Annotated in this window: 16 protein-coding genes; 2 read left to right on the plus strand and 14 right to left on the minus strand. The window is 44.4% G+C overall.

Annotation, left to right across the window (positions count from 1 at the left end):
• Positions 1 to 61 precede the first annotated feature (61 nt).
• The 3 genes from MHH46_RS18325 to tyrS form a co-directional block, all read right to left on the minus strand.
• Positions 62 to 1,306: an anaerobic sulfatase maturase gene (locus MHH46_RS18325; RefSeq protein ID WP_076194891.1), complete on the minus strand. Its 1,245-nt coding sequence runs from the start codon at positions 1,304 to 1,306 to the stop codon at positions 62 to 64.
• Positions 1,307 to 1,525: 219 nt separating this feature from the next.
• Positions 1,526 to 1,813 (minus strand): hypothetical protein, encoded by a 288-nt coding sequence (locus tag MHH46_RS18330; protein ID WP_036688213.1) that lies wholly within the window; start codon positions 1,811 to 1,813, stop codon positions 1,526 to 1,528.
• Positions 1,814 to 2,018: 205 nt separating this feature from the next.
• A complete protein-coding gene (gene tyrS, locus MHH46_RS18335; protein WP_076129736.1) occupies positions 2,019 to 3,278 on the minus strand; it encodes a tyrosine--tRNA ligase in 1,260 nt (419 codons plus the stop codon).
• A 569-nt stretch (positions 3,279 to 3,847) separates the two neighbouring features.
• Here tyrS and MHH46_RS18340 point away from each other — a divergent pair.
• Positions 3,848 to 4,294 (plus strand): Lrp/AsnC family transcriptional regulator, encoded by a 447-nt coding sequence (locus tag MHH46_RS18340; protein ID WP_038571749.1) that lies wholly within the window; start codon positions 3,848 to 3,850, stop codon positions 4,292 to 4,294.
• Between the two features lie 76 nt (positions 4,295 to 4,370).
• Here MHH46_RS18340 and MHH46_RS18345 read toward each other — a convergent pair whose 3' ends face one another.
• The 6 genes from MHH46_RS18345 to MHH46_RS18370 all read right to left on the minus strand — a co-directional run bounded on the left by MHH46_RS18345 (position 4,371) and on the right by MHH46_RS18370 (position 11,579).
• Positions 4,371 to 5,921 carry an acetamidase/formamidase family protein gene (locus MHH46_RS18345; RefSeq protein ID WP_256717255.1) on the minus strand — a complete coding sequence of 517 codons (1,551 nt, stop codon included), beginning with the start codon at positions 5,919 to 5,921 and terminating at the stop codon, positions 4,371 to 4,373.
• Between the two features lie 240 nt (positions 5,922 to 6,161).
• A complete protein-coding gene (locus MHH46_RS18350) occupies positions 6,162 to 6,974 on the minus strand; it encodes a DNA alkylation repair protein (protein WP_076182381.1) in 813 nt (270 codons plus the stop codon).
• 108 nt (positions 6,975 to 7,082) lie between these two features.
• Positions 7,083 to 7,766 carry a Crp/Fnr family transcriptional regulator gene (locus tag MHH46_RS18355; protein ID WP_076129738.1) on the minus strand — a complete coding sequence of 228 codons (684 nt, stop codon included), beginning with the start codon at positions 7,764 to 7,766 and terminating at the stop codon, positions 7,083 to 7,085.
• Positions 7,767 to 7,848: 82 nt separating this feature from the next.
• Positions 7,849 to 8,904 (minus strand): LLM class flavin-dependent oxidoreductase, encoded by a 1,056-nt coding sequence (locus MHH46_RS18360; RefSeq protein ID WP_076194889.1) that lies wholly within the window; start codon positions 8,902 to 8,904, stop codon positions 7,849 to 7,851.
• Positions 8,905 to 9,488: 584 nt separating this feature from the next.
• Positions 9,489 to 10,607: an acyltransferase family protein gene (locus MHH46_RS18365; protein ID WP_076194886.1), complete on the minus strand. Its 1,119-nt coding sequence runs from the start codon at positions 10,605 to 10,607 to the stop codon at positions 9,489 to 9,491.
• Positions 10,608 to 10,634: 27 nt separating this feature from the next.
• Positions 10,635 to 11,579, minus strand: coding sequence for an NAD-dependent epimerase/dehydratase family protein (locus MHH46_RS18370; protein ID WP_076194884.1), 945 nt, complete (start codon positions 11,577 to 11,579; stop codon positions 10,635 to 10,637).
• 101 nt (positions 11,580 to 11,680) lie between these two features.
• On the opposite strand from MHH46_RS18370, the gene MHH46_RS18375 reads away from it, so the two are divergent.
• Entirely contained in the window at positions 11,681 to 13,327 is a 1,647-nt protein-coding gene (locus MHH46_RS18375; RefSeq protein WP_076182389.1) for a glycosyl hydrolase family 28-related protein, read from the plus strand.
• Between the two features lie 6 nt (positions 13,328 to 13,333).
• On the opposite strand, the gene MHH46_RS18380 is transcribed toward MHH46_RS18375, so the two are convergent.
• Genes MHH46_RS18380 through MHH46_RS18400 form a run of 5 tightly spaced genes read right to left on the minus strand, consistent with a single transcriptional unit; the run spans position 13,334 to position 18,186 of the window.
• Positions 13,334 to 14,500, minus strand: a complete 1,167-nt coding sequence (locus MHH46_RS18380) for a DegT/DnrJ/EryC1/StrS aminotransferase family protein (RefSeq protein WP_076194882.1) — start codon at positions 14,498 to 14,500, stop codon at positions 13,334 to 13,336.
• Entirely contained in the window at positions 14,497 to 15,630 is a 1,134-nt protein-coding gene (locus MHH46_RS18385) for a GNAT family N-acetyltransferase (RefSeq protein ID WP_076194880.1), read from the minus strand. The genes MHH46_RS18380 and MHH46_RS18385 overlap by 4 nt, the downstream gene beginning before the upstream one ends.
• Positions 15,623 to 16,420, minus strand: coding sequence for an N-acetyltransferase (locus MHH46_RS18390; RefSeq protein WP_076182396.1), 798 nt, complete (start codon positions 16,418 to 16,420; stop codon positions 15,623 to 15,625). The genes MHH46_RS18385 and MHH46_RS18390 overlap by 8 nt, the downstream gene beginning before the upstream one ends.
• Positions 16,417 to 17,043, minus strand: a complete 627-nt coding sequence (locus tag MHH46_RS18395; RefSeq protein ID WP_076194878.1) for a sugar transferase — start codon at positions 17,041 to 17,043, stop codon at positions 16,417 to 16,419. The genes MHH46_RS18390 and MHH46_RS18395 overlap by 4 nt, the downstream gene beginning before the upstream one ends.
• 24 nt (positions 17,044 to 17,067) lie before the next feature.
• On the minus strand, positions 17,068 to 18,186 hold the full coding sequence (locus MHH46_RS18400) for an LCP family protein (RefSeq protein ID WP_254857001.1): 1,119 nt from the start codon (positions 18,184 to 18,186) through the stop codon (positions 17,068 to 17,070).
• Between the last annotated feature and the right edge of the window lie 2 nt (positions 18,187 to 18,188).

An 18,188-nucleotide genomic window follows, 5' to 3' on the forward strand; every position in this document is an offset into this window, starting at 1 on the left:
AACAAAAAGGTTGTTCCCAATCCTTTGCATGACTGTTGGGACAACCTTCTGTAGTCAAAGCTTATAATGCCTGACAGCAATTTTTGAATTTCTTCCCGCTTCCGCAGAAACATGGATCATTTCGACCTGGAAGTGATTTTGCACTTTTCCTGTACTCCAGCATCCGCTCCGATCTAAGTCGGTTCGCCAGTAATAACATGCGTTCATAGGCGTATGAGTAGAACATTTTGTAGCTGTGGCAGAAATAATCAACCTCAGTCCGATCATTAACATCAAGCCAATTCCGGTTGCGCGGACATCCCCCATTGCAAAAGCTAAGGTACTCACACTTATAGCATGATTCATTCATATTGGGCTTCATTAACAAAAAATCATCATATACTGGGCTGCTTAGCAGTGCTTCCAAGTCAGTTTGGCCGATATTTCCTAGCCTATTCTCTTCATCAATAAAGAAATCGCAAGGGTAGGCATCCCCGTTCGTTTCAAGCACCATCATCTTCGGGCAACATGAGTTGTGAACGCATAATTCTGCCTCACGATGCATGAATACAAGAAGCATATTCTCAAAAATACGAATAGGAAGCTCTGGGTACCCACCGTTGTACCAAAGGTCAAATGTACGGCATAAAAAGACTCCGTATTGTTCAGGTGTAATTCGGAAACGTCCCGCTACATCACTTTTCTGAGAAACAAAATCCATGCAGGGGATAAACTGAATATTAGGAAATTCGTGTTCTAGATATAATGCCATCAACTCATCTGGTTTCGTCACGTTATCTTCATGAATCACCGTCAGAATACTATACTCCACACCCTCATTCTGTAAATGACGAATCCCACGCATAACTAGATCATAACTGCCTTTTCCCGAACCCGTTACACGATGAGCATCATGAATAGGCTCTGGGCCATCCAGACTAATCCCGACCAAAAAGTTATACCGTTTAAAAAATTTCGCCCATTTCTCATGGATAAGCGTTCCATTGGTCTGCAGTGCATTACTGATCATCGTATGAGGCGGAGCGTACTTAGCTTGAAATGAAATCACTTGTTCAAAATACGGAAGTCCGGCCAATAATGGCTCCCCACCCTGCCAAGAGAAAGTCGCTATCCCTGATGATCTTTTCATGTACTGAGCGATAAACCGCTCCAGAAGCTCCGTATCCATCACCCGGATCGGTTGCTGAGGATGTCCCCCGGCAGTACTGTAATAGCAATAATCACAGGCTAGATTACAATCCTCTGAGACGGTTTTCCACATGACATGAAGGGTCTCCTGCTTAGAGGTTTGTATACATGCAGTCATACGATTCTGCCCCTCCTATGTAATACTATCTTTGTAGAACCTAATTCCTATTTGTTCAATTAAATCATAGATCTGCAAGTCAACAATGAGTAAAACATCATAGCTGGTCAAATAACTGGGCACAAAAAAACTGCACTCCCCATTGTCCGTTGGGACAAAGCAATAAGGGTGTACAGTTTCTTTGTGGATGAGTCTAACGGTAGTTAGAGACTAGTCTTATTAATTACGGACGTATTCTCTATTTGCTGTTTCCAACATGGATTTCCAATCCGCAAACTTCGTCTCCCTAACAACATGACGATCAAACAGTTCATCAGGTATGTCAGCAACATCTTCTTCTGTCTTTACTTGAAAGTTCCCTTTGGTTACAAACTCATCGAAACTTTTGTAATTGGAATACTTACTCATAAACGCTTCATTAAACAATTTCTCGAAAGAGATGTGATTGGGATCTTCTTGATACGTTTTCTGTCCTTGTAACTCATTCATTAATTCTTCCATGGTCATTGGTTTTTGTCTTCTCAAATTACCACTCCTAATTTTCTGTTATAGTTGTAGAATATCATGTTAATCCATAAATCACACGAATCCTAAGCTTACCATAATTTTGACGATTTCACCTTTCAAATTTCACTTAATATGCAAATAGTCGGCCTCTATACTTAAAATACAACAAAAAACCTTCCTTATTCATAAGGAAGGCTTCTTATTATTAGGACAATTTCACCAGGCTGTAGTTTTTCTTACCCTTACGGATAATGATAAAACGTCCGCCGATGGCTTCGCTGGCTGTAACTTCAAATGCTACATCGCTAACTTTTTCACCGTTCATGGAAATTGCGCCTTTGGTGATGTCTTCACGCGCTTGACGTTTGGATGGCTCAATTCCTAGATCTACCAGCCACTCCACAATATTTTTGGACTCCAATGTCGTTTCGTAGGTCGGCATTTCCTTGAAGCCTTGCTCGATCTCGTCAGCGGTCAGAGATTTAATATCTCCACTGAACAGAGCGGCAGTAATACGTTTAGCCTGCTCCAGCAATTCCTCACCATGCACGAATCTGGTCATTTCTTCAGCCAGTGTTATTTGCGCTTCACGTTTATGCGGTTCGGTCTGCACCTTTTCTGCAAGTGCATCAATTTGTTCTTTAGAGAGGAATGTAAAGTACTTCAGGTATTTCACAACATCACGGTCATCTGTATTCGCCCAGAACTGGTAGAATTCAAAAGCTGTCGTTTTGTTCGGATCCAGCCAAATGGCTCCGCCAGCTGTTTTACCGAATTTTGTACCATCGGCTTTCAGCATAAGCGGGATGGTAAGTCCGAATGCTACCGCCTCAGAACCTTCTTTTTTACGAATCAGATCTAAGCCACTTGTGATGTTCCCCCATTGGTCAGAACCACCGATTTGCAGCTGCACATCTTCATGCTGGAACAGGTGCAGGTAGTCCAGGGATTGCAGGATTTGGTAGGAGAATTCCGTAAAGGAAATTCCGCTGTCCAATCTGCTCGCTACAACATCCTTGGCAAGCATCGAATTGATGCTGAAGTTTTTACCATAGTCACGCAAAAATTCGATAACATTGATTTTATGCGTCCAATCGTAGTTGTTCACCATGCGGATTTGATTGTCGCCATCAGTCACGAACAGTTTTTTCATCTGTGCTGTAAGTGCGTCAACGTTGGCTTGGATTTGCTCCAGCGTTTGCAAAGAGCGTTCGGATTGACGTCCACTTGGATCACCAATCGTTCCCGTAGCCCCACCAATAAGAATCACCGGACGATGTCCTGCCAGTTGAAATCTTTTGAGCACCATGAATGGAATCAAGTGGCCAATATGCATACTGTCACCTGTTGGATCTACACCGCAGTACAGGGATACCGATTTTTGATTGGTCAGTTCTCTAAGCCCTTCGGCATCTGTTTGTTGATTGATGGCATCGCGCCATTCTAGTTCGTCGATAATATTCATTGCCTTACACCCCTCAAAATTAGTAGTTATCCTATAAATGAAACATCAGTCCGCCAAGCGGAAACGGTTCGCCCTCCTGATTAGGACGGGACCGTTTCAGCGAGAAATATAAGGAGTATTGATGAAGTGAACCCTATAAATCCTTATATTTAAAAACAAAAAAAATCGTCCCCTTGTCTATTGTAGACATAGGGACGATTGAATAACCGTGTTACCACCCAGATTGCACCCATGAAACGCTTATGCTCAAGCATACCATTGATACCACTCTTGACGAGATATCGTTCGCCATTCCGCTCGGTATTACCCGAGATACTCCAAAGTGTAATTCGCAAGCTTAGTGTGTACCGGGTTTCATCAACCCCCGGCTTTCTGAAACAGGGACTAAGTTACTACTGGGCTCCTTCAACGTATATCGTATATAAGATTACAGCCAGTATAGTGAAATAATTCTTTTATGTCAACTATCTCAGGAGAGAATGCCGTCACACACTTCTACTGTAAAGCGCTACTAGGCATTTCCACTTTTTTTCTGATACAATTACGAAAAAAGAGGTGAACGAATCCGCATGTTAGATCCTATCGATAACCATATTTTGATGCGGCTGGCCCAAAACAGCAGAATTTCCTATACTGATCTAGCTAAAGAAGTCAGTTTATCAAGTGTCGCGGTGAAAGATCGTATTGATCGGCTAGTCAATCAAGGGATTATTGAACAGTTCTCGATTGTCATCAGTGCTGAAAAGCTAGGAAAGAAAATCTCCGCCTACCTGGAACTTGAAGTAGAACCTGCTCATTTAAATCATATCGTCGATGTATTAAAGGAAAACGAACGCGTAGCTGTATTATACGAAATGACGGGACCATGTATTCTGCATATTCACATCTTGGTAGAGAATCTTGAAGAGATGGAACGGTTTATGCATGAATCAATCTACTGTCTGGATGGACTGGTACGTGTAGAAAACCAAATCTTATTAAAACGCCACAAAAATCAGGACGGATTGAATATATGAGAAAAGAACCGCCTATAAAGACAGTTCTTTTCTCATATGGATTTTTTTAGGATTATCGAATAATTGCTATTTCGTCTTATTCTGTCTTAGCCAGCTTAGCTTTATAAAAGTTCACGAAATATTCGCTGACCACGATCTTCCCGTTCACAACACTTATTGGGGCTACAAGCTTCACTGTCTCTCCGTTGTAAATCCCCGTTGTCGCTCCAACCTTCATCTCCAGAACATTGCCATTGTAGCTTAGCGTAACTGTCTTAGTGGCTGGCTGCCAGCCAACCTTTGCTCCAAAGTTCTCAAAGCTGCTCCGTAAAACCACGGGCTTGCGCTCGGAATCGCCGAATTGACCTTTATCAATTAGGGCGTGTACGCCCCAGTTTCCATCCACCACTTGTGTAATTCCAAAATCAGCTGACACAGACATCAGAGAGTACGCTTCATCTTCGCTCAATTCCATTCCAGCCATTAAAAAATCTTTTGTTTTATGAGCGGCATCCTTCATCGCTTTGTCGATGGACGAGTTTTTGAAGATATCCGTCTGAGCACTAGCCCCCAGCTCCTCCAAATAATTGGCGTAGCTGAATCCATGCACAACCCACTCGTTCTCATTTTCAAGTAATGGGAAGTTTAAACCTTTCAGCTTGTTGTTAAGCGATGCTTTTTTATGAAGAATGACTTGTATATCCCCAGTGACCGATGTCTCGATCGCAGTTCCGTTAATCTCCGAATCGCCTTGACCGGCATGCGGGTCACCGATCGACAGTAGTGCACCAGCTACGGATACAGGATAATACATTGTTGCACCTTCGGTAATCCGCCAATCATCTACGTTACCGCCGTTGTAAGAAGGTGGAACGGAGTCAACAACATCCGCTTCTTTCGGCGCCACACCCATTGTACCAAAGTGGAGACGAACCGGAATTTTCACACCTTTTAGCACATCGAAGTTTTTATCAATCGTATTATGGTCAACGATAACACCCGGGTAGTCAATTGTCGGGTGCACTTGACCATCTGGATCGGTTTGCACAGACCATTTGTAGTTATATACAGCTGTTGCATAATCTGTTCCACCCTCCGTATCCATCTCGTAGATAGTTACTACCTCACGCTTTTTCGGCTCCTCTACCATATCTCCGTATAGATAGCCCCAGTTCGCTGCGGCATTCACGCCATATGTTTTGCCAGCGTATTGGTCATTCCCATTTGGTCTCAGCTTCATGTCCAGAATCTTAACTTCCAGCACATCTCCTGGTTCAGCACCTTCAACAGCGATAGGACCTGTCATAATGTGTACGCCTGGCCCGCGGAGCGCTTCGTTCTTCTCCCCTTCAATCCAGTGGAAAATATCCTCTACTCCCGCATCTCCTTTAATCATCCGCTCGTAATCATCCCCTGAGTGATGTGTAATGGCCTCAACCGTTACGATATCTCCCGAATGCACAGTTAGAGCTGGATCTCCCTTACCTATATTCCCCCATCGAACAGTCTCCGAATTCGCCTTCAGAACATGGGTTTTTGGTTTATACGCATCGTTCGTCGTGTTAGCATACATAACACAAGATAACGAATTCACCCCTAAAAATAGGGATAACGTGACACCTACATTACGAATTATTTGTTTTTTCATACGAAAATCCTCCATTCCTTTAATAAGTGTTAGTTTTTATAACATTTGGTGTTTCTGAGTATAACAGATGACCTGAGGATTAACAATATAAATATTTTCATGAATTTTGGTTTAAATAATAAACACGAAGGAGTCTTTCTCTTGAATTATCCAAGTTAACTCCACAACAAAAAAACGCCAACACTTATTAGCCCATAGTGTTTGACGTTTGATTATCCAGTCTAAAGTGATGCACTTATTTTATTTTTGATCAGTAATACTTCTTGTAGCCCGGATTACAATCCGCTTTGTTTCCTTGGTACCTGATAGGTTCAACCATTCATCACAAATTTGCTGTACCCATGCCGGATGGCTTTTGCTAGCATCATTTAACCAATTGCTTACAGAATCCTGAACGTATTTTGCCGGATCAGAGTTAAGCGGTTCTAATAGCGGAAGGGCAATCGCTGGATTTTCTTTGAGTGCTGTAATATGCTTTGCCCATACCCCATGTGGGCGCGTCAATTCGATCGCAAATCTCCTAATATTCGCATCCTGATCATGAACCCAATCCTTTAACAATTCAATGGACGCTTCCAGCTCGGCAATGACTGATTCCCTCAAAGCCATCCATGAAATCTCACGCACCCCAAAATGCCCATCCGCTGCAAAAGGACGGATTGCTGTTAGTTTTTGAACTAGACTCCATTGATGATTCTGGCCCACGATATAAGCAGCCCAGCAGCGAACACTATCGGATTTATGATGAGCTAACACTGCAAATAGCCGGGAACGTTCCAGCTCTGATTTACAGTCAAATAGAAGCTGCCACTCACGTGAAATCACCGGGATGAGCTTCATGATTTTCTTTTCCAATAACGCATTCAGCCTTTGTAAAATTGGTTTAGCTTCCTGTTCAAAACCTAGCTCATTCAGTACATTTTCTAACAAGACAAGATGATCCACAGCAAGCCATTCCGTTAAATTCACGCTCTGTAAATATCCTTTATTCAGCAGTTCTACAATCTCAACGGGAATTTCAGTAACCTTTCGAGCGCCCTTCCTGTGTTCCATGGAAATCGTCCCTTCACTATGATTTGAAAGCTTAAATCACCTTCATGTCATAGCTAGGATACCGTTGTTTCTAAAAATGAAGCTGTAATCTCGTTTACAACTCGATAGCTATGTTATATTTCTTTCCAAAATCTTGTCTCGCTGGATATAGATAGTTCTGAACCCTGTCTGAATAACCTCCGCTTTCACCAATTCTTGTAATGCCACTGTTACAGCTTCTCTGCTGGCTCCAATTAAATTAGCGATTTCTTGATGCGATAGAGGAACATTAATTTTGTAACAATTATCCTTATGCTCAACCCCATGCTGATCCGCTAGCTTTAAAAGAACGCACAATATTTTATCATGCAGATTTCCGATGGCTAGATTCTGAGTTAACTGACTCATACTTTTTATGCGGTCGCTCAATACTTGCAATAATGACATCATAAACCTAGGCCGGTGAGAGATGAATTCTTCAAACCTTGCAGGATCAATTGTGCAGATATGGCTTTCCTCAATCGTTTCAATATAATGTTCCTTCGTTCCAAAAGAAATCATACCCATTTCACCAAAAACATTACCCTCACTGAGGATATCCGATGTAAATTGCTTACCGTTTGCGTTTAATTGGTATAAGCGAACCTTTCCTTTTTTCACAAAAAACAGTCCTTCAGAAAAGGTTGACGGTGTTTGGATATATGTATTTTTGGGGACTACTGTTATTCGCGTTAATTCTTCCATTTCAATTAGATCTTCCAGTCCTAACGATTGAAGCAAATTGAATTGAGATAAATAATGATTTTTTTCCATTGCCCCTCCTGTATAAAACGCTATTCATTTCTTCAGTATACCTTACAAAAAAAGCCACGTCCTAAGGACGCAGCTTACTAAATTACCGGTTACTTGCTTCCCAGCGCGCTACTTCTTCCCGCACACGTGGGGCCACTTCGGTGCCCAGCAGTCTAATCGCCTGCATAACATCCTCATGAGGCATCGTGCCGTGCGGCACATGTAAAAAGAATCGCGTAATTCCCACATGCTTGCGCAGATGAATGATTTTATTAGCGACAGTTTCTGGATCACCTACGTAAAGGGCGCCCTCTAAGCTGCACGCTGCATCATAATCTGCACGATGGTACGGAGGTGTTCCTTTTTCCTTCGCCCGCACATTGGTTCGGGCATGCGTTGAAGGGAAAAATTTCTCCAGCGCTAACCGATTAGTCTCCGCTATAAACCCGTGTGAATGCGAAGCGATTGGAAATTGTGAAATATCATGCCCGGCTTCAGCTGCTGCTTTTTTGTAAAGCTGTACATGTGACGCATAATCCAGTGGTAGAACATTCCCTATAATCGCTAAAACAAAAGGCAAACCTAGTGATCCTGTGCGGATCGCAGACTCTGGACTTCCTGCACTCCCGATCCAAATCGGTAAAGGATCTTGAACCGGACGCGGGTAAATCCCCAAATTTTCTATAGCTGCTCGGTGTTTGCCTTTCCAAGTCACTTTTTCTGACTTTTGGATGGCTAATAACAATTCCAGCTTCTCATTAAACAGTTCTTCGTAATCCTTCAGATCATATCCGAATAGAGGAAAAGACTCTGTAAACGAACCCCGGCCGATCATAATCTCCGCACGTCCGTTCGAAATTCCGTCCAGCGTTGCAAAGTCCTGAAACACACGCACCGGATCGGCTGAAGACAGAATCATTACAGCACTGCTCAACCGGATCTTAGTAGTCAACGAAGCAGCCGCAGCCAGTACAACCGCAGGTGAAGACGCCGCATAATCATGCCGATGATGCTCACCTACTCCGTATACATCTAATCCCACCTCTTCGGCAAGTACAATTTCCTCCACTACTTCACGTAGTCGTTCTGCATGACTTATTGTCTCACCCGTTTGGACATCAGGTGTGGTCTCGACAAATGTGCTTACTCCAAGTTCCACTATTCATTTCCTCCTAATATTCTGCACGATGCATTATTCTCTAGATGTAAAAAACCATAAAGGGACTACCTAATTATACTAACTAATTTAGGTCCCTTCGACTATAATCGAAGTTCATCTAATTAGATCCCCCTCACTATAGATCGGACTGAGGAGCCGTTAATTTAATAATTTCATTCATTTTGCTAAATTATCGGACTTAGATGCAGCTATTCGTGCAAAGTAGCTTCCATAATGTGTTTTTAATTGCATTTTGTGCAACTATATACGCTTTGAGGGTAGCCTTTGTGGATTTAGTTGCACTCTATACACTTAAATACGAGCAATTGCCTCAATATGGCGGGATTCTAGAATAATAGTTGTAAAATTTGCAATTAAACTGCCCTAAAGCTGCGAGCATAAGAGCTTAATTGTACTTTTTACAACTATTTTGCTTTTTTAATGAGAATTGAGAGGATACTGCTAGTGCGATGTAATCGCGATGTAATAGCAATGTAATTAGCGAAGTAATCGCAATTAATACAAAAACAAAAAAGACCACTAATCACCTTAATACAGACGATTAGCGGCCGGTCAAATCCAAGCTAGTTTGCATTCCCAATACTCGGAGTTATCGGCTTATCCAGCGATTTCGGTAGTTTGCTTGGGTTTATCCCAACGCCGATCCGACCGAATACAAACGCTCCGCCAGGAATTCGATTCGCTAAATTCATTATAAGTGCCGAGCCTACCACACAACCGACAAATTGCAGCAGAACACTAAATAGTCCAAGGTTTTGCAACCCAAATGAAGCTGGAAGCTTAACGAATATAGCCAATAGCAAAGGATGAAGCAAGTATATGCCAAAAGAATATCTGCTGCTCCATTCCAGTACACGTGGCACTTTCTTCATTTTCGATGCCACGGAGAAGAGCAGCAAAATCATGCTTAAGGCGAATAGAAGCATATCAATTCTTTTGGAGCTATGCGCCGTTATCCAGCCTTGACTATTCACGAACAGCACTAGCGCACCTGTCAGAACCGGGAGCGTGTATACGGCTATGCGGAACTTTTTTAATTTTTCCCGGAACCACAGCTCATTTCGTCCCAAGTAATAGGCTACTGTAAAGTAAAAAATCCAACCAGGTGCGAAAATCCAGTACATTTTATCCCAGAAATAATGGGCGGCAGCCGTATCTGCGGGCGTAGTAAAGTTGAAGAAACCCAAATAGATAACGTTAATAAGGAACGATACGATTAGAATATTGCGGGGGTTAAGCCGCTTCGCATACGTCTGAAACCAGAGGAATAAAGCATAAAACTGAAAGATAATCAGTATAAAATAACCATGGAAATCTCCAATCAGCAAATGACGCCAGAGGTAATACCAAAAAGCCTGCAGCAAAGGAATGCCATCACTACTCGACAGCTCCAATCCTTTTAGTCCTGCATACAAGGTCCCAAAAAAAAAGTAAGGCAATAAAATATACTTGATTCTTTTCTCCCAAAATCTCGCTGGAATTTCATTGGGATAGGCAAATGACAACACGAATTGGGAGATAAATACGAATACAGGTGTGCCAAACGTTAACAGTAAACCCACCGACTCTACCCAAGATGTATTTCCATCATCATAAACCCGATAAAGAGCATGCAGCAGGGCTATACTTAAGCAGGCTACACTACGAAGAACGAACATTTCCGAGTTCATTTTGCGTTCCATGCGGAGTGCCCCTTTCAATGGGTGTTTTTAATGATCTACTGCGCTTCCTACACTTAAGCGGTCAGTAATTGTTTTTTCCAGCCCGGTATGAAAGTTATGGTTAGGGAACCAAGACAATAATTCCTGAGCTTTTTGATTGTTTAAATAGCTATGGAGAATATCCCCCGGACGGGGCTCCGCATAGGTTGTCAGGAAATCACCACCCGTGATGTCGCTTATCATCCGAACCATCGTATTTATCGAGGTTGGTATTCCGCTGCTAATATTCATCGTCTCATTATTCACCCTGCCTTCGGTCTGAAGCGCGTCAACAAACGCTTGCGCCACATCCTCCACATAGACGAAATCTCTAGTCTGCTCACCGTCCCCATAGATAACAAGATTCTTCCCTTGCTTTATGCGATCCAGAAAAACGGAAACAACGCCAGCTTCCCCATGTGAACTTTGCCTAGGCCCATATACATTAGCGAGACGCAGTATCGTATATTTTAGCCCATGTAAGCTGGAAAACATCCGAATATATGACTCTGGTACACTTTTGGATACACCATAGCAGGACTCGGGATTTAAGGGATGCTGCTCATCAATGCTCAAATATTCCGGGTTCCCATAAACCGCTGCCGATGAGGCATAGACTAGCTTTTGAACCTGATGGATCTCGCACATGCGCAGTACATTCAGCGTGCCAACAATATTCACATTCGCATCAAATAACGGGTTCCGCTGTGATTCTCTGACGTCGATCTGTGCAGCCAGATGAATGACCGCATTTGGCTTTTCAAGGTTAAACACCTCATGCAAAGTCTCATCCCGAATATCGTACTTATACAGAACCGCAGCAGGATTCATATAAGTCAGACCGGAGGCTCCGGATACATTATCTACAATCACAGTTTTTATGCCCTTTTTTATTAGCCGATCAACCACATGGGATCCAATAAAGCCTAACCCCCCAGTTACCAATACCTTCAAAATAAAAAACTCCTTTCGCCCGCTAAGAGTGATCTTTGTACCGTGCATTCCCCGAAAAATTCACATAAAATACAAAATCAAAGGATAAAGGAGTGAAGTATATGGCTACTGCCCCTATTCCAGACAGCTCGGTGACTACGTCCATCCTTTCTGATGGTGCGGTCACATCTATTAAAATAGACCCTGAGACTAACGGTTATGTGAACGTCCGATCGTACGGCGCTGTAGGAAACGGTATCAAGGACGATACAGTAGCGATTCAAAATGCTATCAATGCGGGAAACGCCAAAAACAAAGTAGTAATCTTTCCTCCAGGTGTATATAAGGTATCTTCGGGACGCATGCGTAACCCCTCCATCCTCGACTGGTGGTGTCTTCGAATTCCGGCCAAAACGAATTTAAGCTTTGAAGCCGGCTCCAAACTTGTGCTTGCCCCGAACCCACCTTCAGACACTAGGGTTCTAGTAATCTTAAATGCCTCAAATATCACAATCGCGGGCACCCTTGAAATTGATGGAAGTGCATCGACTGTTAAAACAGCCGTCAACGATCAGCTTCACGGCTTGTTCATTTCTTCTTCGCAAAATATAACGATAGAGTCAGTGTACTCTCACGATTGCTATGGGGATAATATCTTCATTGGGGGGACAGAAGAAATCCCCTCCGTTAATGTGCACATCGGATATGCACGCTGTGAGACTGCTGGACGAAAGAACTTTGTGGTCCATTTTGTAGACCAGCTTCATGTCAACAGAGCGGTTCTGAATAATAGCCGCGGTGGCGCACCAGGTTTTACTGGCGCTAACTCTCTCGATCTTGAACCCGACGTCTTTAAAGGAACGCGCAGCTTTTATCAGCGATTCGACTCCTTGACTACCATTGGTTTCGGTAACGATCTATCAGCAGGGCTTACAGATGCTATCGCTAGACTCTGGACACTCGACATCGGTTCACTAGATATGCGTGTAAGCGGATCGGTAAGTCCAGCCTTACTGTCCTATGGACTGACGCTGAAAATCAATCACTTGGCTATCCGCTCCACCGATCATAAAGCTAGCTTCGGTCTACAGACGATCTATTCACAATTTATTGATATCGCTAGCGCCAAGTTCGATGGCATCGGGGGCCCTGCGATCTATGCAGCGTTTAATGCTGCCGGAGGTAAACCAAGATTGCATATCGGTTCGTTAGGAATGTACGGCTCGGGTTCCACCTTAGCAAGTGGTGTCCGAATCGACGGAGGAGATCTTTATGTGGGGACGATAGATGCACAGGATTTAACGGGCAATACCTTGCATTTATTCACAACGGAGTCTGACGCGATGGCTACTGTCGACAATATGATCGTCCGCAATAGCGGAACCAATCAGGTAGTGCTAGTCTCTTCTTACGGTGCAGCTAAACCGTCTCTGCGCCTCAATAATGTAGCGGTGTTTGATACCCGAGCAGTGAAGGTAAAGCGAATTCTAGAATTCGAAACACTAATCGGCATGCAAGGCACATCACTAGGAACCTTGTATAATCCATATTCGCTCCCTGAATGGTTCTCGACCTACGGTAACTTCAAACGGGCCATTCGCCTCACTGGCGGGGCAGTGTTGCCCGCGGTGTTCATAGTAGAGGGTTCGCCCGAGGGAGTCGTAACCGCCCCAGTTGGCAGTCTGGCCATGCGAACGGATGGCACGGCACAAGCCACTTTGTATGTGAAGGAAAGCGGATCAGCTGCCAGCGGATGGAAGGCTAAATAAGATGAATCAACGGTATTGGTTACATGTCTCTATCGCATAAACGACACGTTCCAAATCCTCATCCGATAAAGAGCTTCCAGAAGGCAGGCAGACACCTGTTGAAAATAATTTATCCGATACACTGTATTCCTCACTGTAAGGATAGTAGTAATTGCTCTCGAACAAGGGTTGTAAATGCAGCGGTTTCCATACAGGTCTAGCTTCGATATTGTGCTGTTCCAGACATGACAGGAGTTGTTGTGAAGAGAACCCCGCCACTTCTTCATCGATGGTCAGCGCACTCAACCAGTGCGTGCTGCGACAATTGCGCGCTTCCGGCATAAAATGAAGACCCGGTATGGAACCTAACCGTTCCCTATATCGCCGGCCAATAGATCTGCGACGCTCTACTCGCTCTTCAAGCAGTTCTAATTGACCGCGTCCTATGGCTGCCAACAGGTTGCTTAACCGATAGTTGTATCCCATTTCGGAATGTTGATAATGAGGGGCAGTGTCTCGGGCTTGCGTAGACCAGAAGCGCGCTTGATCTAAGGCTTCGGTATCGTCGGATACGAGCATGCCCCCACCTGACGTCGTAATAATCTTATTTCCGTTGAAAGAATAGATTCCGAATCGGCCCCAGGTTCCGCTGGCCTTGCCTTGATAGAAAGCACCTAGTGATTCGGCAGCATCTTCAATCAAGGTAATTCCATATCGGTCAGCTATTTCTACAATGGGCGCCATGTCTGCACTTTGTCCGTATAAATTGACGACAACAGCCGCTTTTGGCAGCAGCCCTTTGTCATTCAAAGCTTGGCAGGCCCGCTGAAAAGCTAGCGGACACATGTTCCAGGTCTCAGGCTCTGAATCGACAAATACGGGGGTGGCCCCCAAATATAAAATAGGATTGGCGCTAGCAACGAACGTGAGCGTTGAACAGATCACGTAATCTCCTTGTGTGACACCGGCTAGACGAAGTGCGAGATGAATCGCCGCCGTGCCAGAGCTTAACGCTAGTGCACCCTTTGATCCTGTGTAGGCGGCCATCTCCCGCTCGAACGCATCAACTTGCGGACCAATAGGAGCAATCCAACCAGAGTGTATCGCCTCCTCCATGTAGACCTGCTCACGTCCACTAATATGCGGCGGGGATAACAAGATTCGTGGCAGAATGCTCGTTTGACGAATGCTCATGCGAAGCTCCTTTCTCCATTTGGACCGATTTCTTCAGATGGAATACATATCATATCGAGATCTGGATGCCGATAGAGCGGAAAGTAATTTCCTGATATTCTGGTGTCACAAAAGGATATGATCCGCTCATACAACTCTGGGAAAAAAATTCGTTTACCTAAGTAATAGTCAAGGGGTTCCAGTTGTGTCGCGAATCTATGCTTGAATTGAAATAAGTCGTCATTCCCCTTATATCCCCCGCCAAGATGAAAACATTCAAAGCCATTTTCCATCCCCCACTTGGCTGCTGCGTGTATTAGCAATTTGGTAGGTGACCACTGCAGATAGGCGCGATCCCAACCACATAGGTGATAATGCATCCACGGTCGTTCATGTAACACGATGCTGGTCGCCACCGTTTTCTCCCCATCCATAGCTTCGAATAGCTCTACTCTCCCCTCAAGTAGATGACTAGTATCTTCTATAAATTTTTTGGGAAAATAATAAAAAGAATCCGCCTGTAAATCGTTTAGTGTTCCGTAATACAATTCACTGAAGGACTCAATACGATCCTTCAGATTCGAGTTTCGAATCGTAAAGGGTGCGGACTTTAATTTATGAATATTCCGTTTATGATTGCTGCCATAATGCCGGATGAGCTCTGACTCCGAACCCACAGTCAAATCAATATAAATTGTATTCCTATTCCATTCGGTGGTCAGACCACTTTGATATTCCGTAGCGTTGCCAATCAAGGGATGAAATCTTACAAACTCGGTCATGATCTTTTTCTCTCTACAGTAATCCGTGAACGTTTCACTGAATTGCCGGTACAGCTCACTTCGTTCGGCTCCCGGAGGGAGATTCGATATCGGTCCCCCGTATCCATAGGGTGTACTAATGTCGTACCAATCGCCTTCAAGCCCCAGTTGGATTACGGCAGGAAGATGGCTTATGGAGCGAAGTAAGTAAGGATAAACTATGAGCTGGTCTCCCTGCTTAAAAACAAACAGCTCTGCCTGCTGATGCTCTCCATCCTCAAACAGCCGAAAAAACGCTGAGGAGAAATAGATATCCTTCGTCTCTAACTGGTTCAAATAGGCATCCCATTCCTCTGAACTAGAGCTGCCTAACACGATGAAGTTACTCATACAACACCTCTTGATTCTCCAATATTTTGATCATACGTATACTTTCAGTGCTTAAGATTAGCCCGGGGTCTCGCTCACGCAAATAAGCATCTGAAGAAAGCAACAATAGCCTTTTCTCCCGGTCTAAATCCATTAATACGTCTGTCAAAAGATTGCAGCCACTCCACCCTCCACTTTGCAGTTGGATACGATAATACTGTTCACCTAACCGGCCCACAACTGAAGTCTCTTCCTTCGTTCTAATCTTAAGAGAAGAGAATCCATACTTTTGATGATGTGCCTCTGCCATCGGATAATCATCTATGATGTACGCCAATGCTTCTCTATCCCTATCAATCGATGGAGCCAAATCTCTTACATACCAGTAAGTCCGGCCTTCCTCTGCAAAACCAAGCCGCAAATACCAAGCATGAGCTTGCTCATTCCACGAAAATACATCAAGTGCCAGCTTCGAAATGCCATCCTTTTGGGCTAACGTCTCCCCGTACGCCATAAGCTTGCCGCCGATGCCATCTTTTCGATAAGCTGCGTCCACATTCAAGTTATTCAGAACCAGCATCTGCTCCATTCTTCGCCATTCAGCGAATCCAATAAGAAGCTCTTCAGAATAGGCACCAATCAGCAGTGTTGCTGAATGGCTTCCGCATTTACATGCTGCTTTCAAATATTCGGGATAACCGCCACAGGCGAATATGGTTTGATTGTAGACCGACTCTGGCAAGTTGCTCTGTAAGAGCCGGCATGCAAGGTGAATATCATCTTCCTGAAGCGGACTAAACCGCAAATTCATGCCGACCCCTCCTTTTGGTTCATTCTGTACTCATCGAGCGGCAGACTATGCTCACCCGGATTGGCCACAACGTCATCTTGGCGGATCACCTTCAGCACAGTTTTGCATAAGATCAACGCATCTAATCTAAAGCTCAGCTTCTCAACATAGGTAACGTCATAGGAGAGCCGCTGTTTCCACTCCGAAGTATTACGTCCAGATACCTGCGCCAATCCCGTTATTCCGGGTCTTACAGTAAATCGCAGCCGCTCCCGTTCAGAGTAATGCGGGCTGTAACGGATGAGCAAAGGTCTTGGTCCGATCAGACTCATTTCTCCCTTCACAACATTTACTAATTGCGGGAGCTCATCCAGACTCAGCTTTCGAATCAATCCGCCGAATTTGATATAACGCCGAGCATCCGATAACGGCTGGCCTTGCGCATCATACATTTCAGCCATGGTTCGGAACTTGTAGATGTAGAAGGGTCTTTCTCCCATTCCCGGCCGCTGCTGCTTGAACAAAATAGGACTTCCCAGCTTTATCCGAAGCAGCAACGCCACCACAGCCATGACCGGACTAAACACACCTAACATAATGATCGCTCCCACCAAATCGAAGCCCCGCTTCATATGGCGATACATGGTAGTCTTTCCCCCGCCTTTCTCTTATTCCGTAAAAAGACGTTCTGTAAGTGACTTTACCTCTTCCGGATTTGCACTCCAATAATACACTTTGGTTCGGACGAGCGGATCTAGAGCAGAGCTGTTATGGCCAGGAATCTGTTCGTAAGCAAAATCCGCGGAATCCATTCCCTTGAATAGCCAAGCTAAGCTCATCAAATCACTGTCACTAAAACTCGTATCAATAATGTCTTTCTTTTCACGCAGTAGCAGTCCAGCTAGATCAGGAATATGCTCCGGACTTAATAGCTTTTTGGCTACAGCCCGAACGATATTGAATTGCTCCCGTTGGCGGCTAAAGTCACCCTCCGGAGTCGAGTAGCGCTCCCTTGCTAAATAAAGCGTGTGGGCACCATCCAGATGCTGCTCACCTTTCTTGATGGTGATCTCCGGAGTGATGGTCACATCCTGATCAATTAGCATATCGATCCCGCCGATCGAATCGATGAAATCACGAACACCGGAGAAGTTCGTCTTGATGTAGTAATGAATAGGAATATTCATAAAATCACTAACGGCTTGAATCAGTGTCAGCGTACCCTGCTGATTCCCACCCTTTGTCTCACCAACGATATGTGCATGATTGATCTTGGTATAACCGACATTCTGCACATAAACCCGCGTGTCCCGCGGCACAGATACGATATTCACCTTCCGTTGATCCGGCATCACATGGGCAACCATGATCGTATCTGCCCGCGAGCTTTCTCCCCCCCAAGTGTCTGTTCCAATTAGCACTACATTAAAGGATGAGCTTTTCTTATCTGCTGGGGATATCGCCGCAGTTGGAGTCTGTGTAGACGTTGTAAGGGTAAGCTCATCCGTTTGAGCTTGGGGGGCTGGTGTGCTGAGCGATTGCACCATCGCTTCATTGTCCGTAACCACATTAGAGCTAGGGATCGTCAAGGGGTTAAGAATCGCCTTATTAAAACGATGCTCTGGATTCAATATCCCTCCAATCCAGATCCCCCCAACTACAACCACAACAAGAATAACAATCAGGCTGTATCGTCCCACCCGCCGCATGCGTGAATGTTTACCTGTAATTGCCTTGTCGCGCTTGCCCCATAATCTTGTCATCCATGAATGCTTAGTCGACTTCATAG

Source organism: Paenibacillus sp. FSL H8-0175 (assembly GCF_045040615.1).
Taxonomy (GTDB): domain Bacteria; phylum Bacillota; class Bacilli; order Paenibacillales; family Paenibacillaceae; genus Paenibacillus_AQ; species Paenibacillus_AQ odorifer.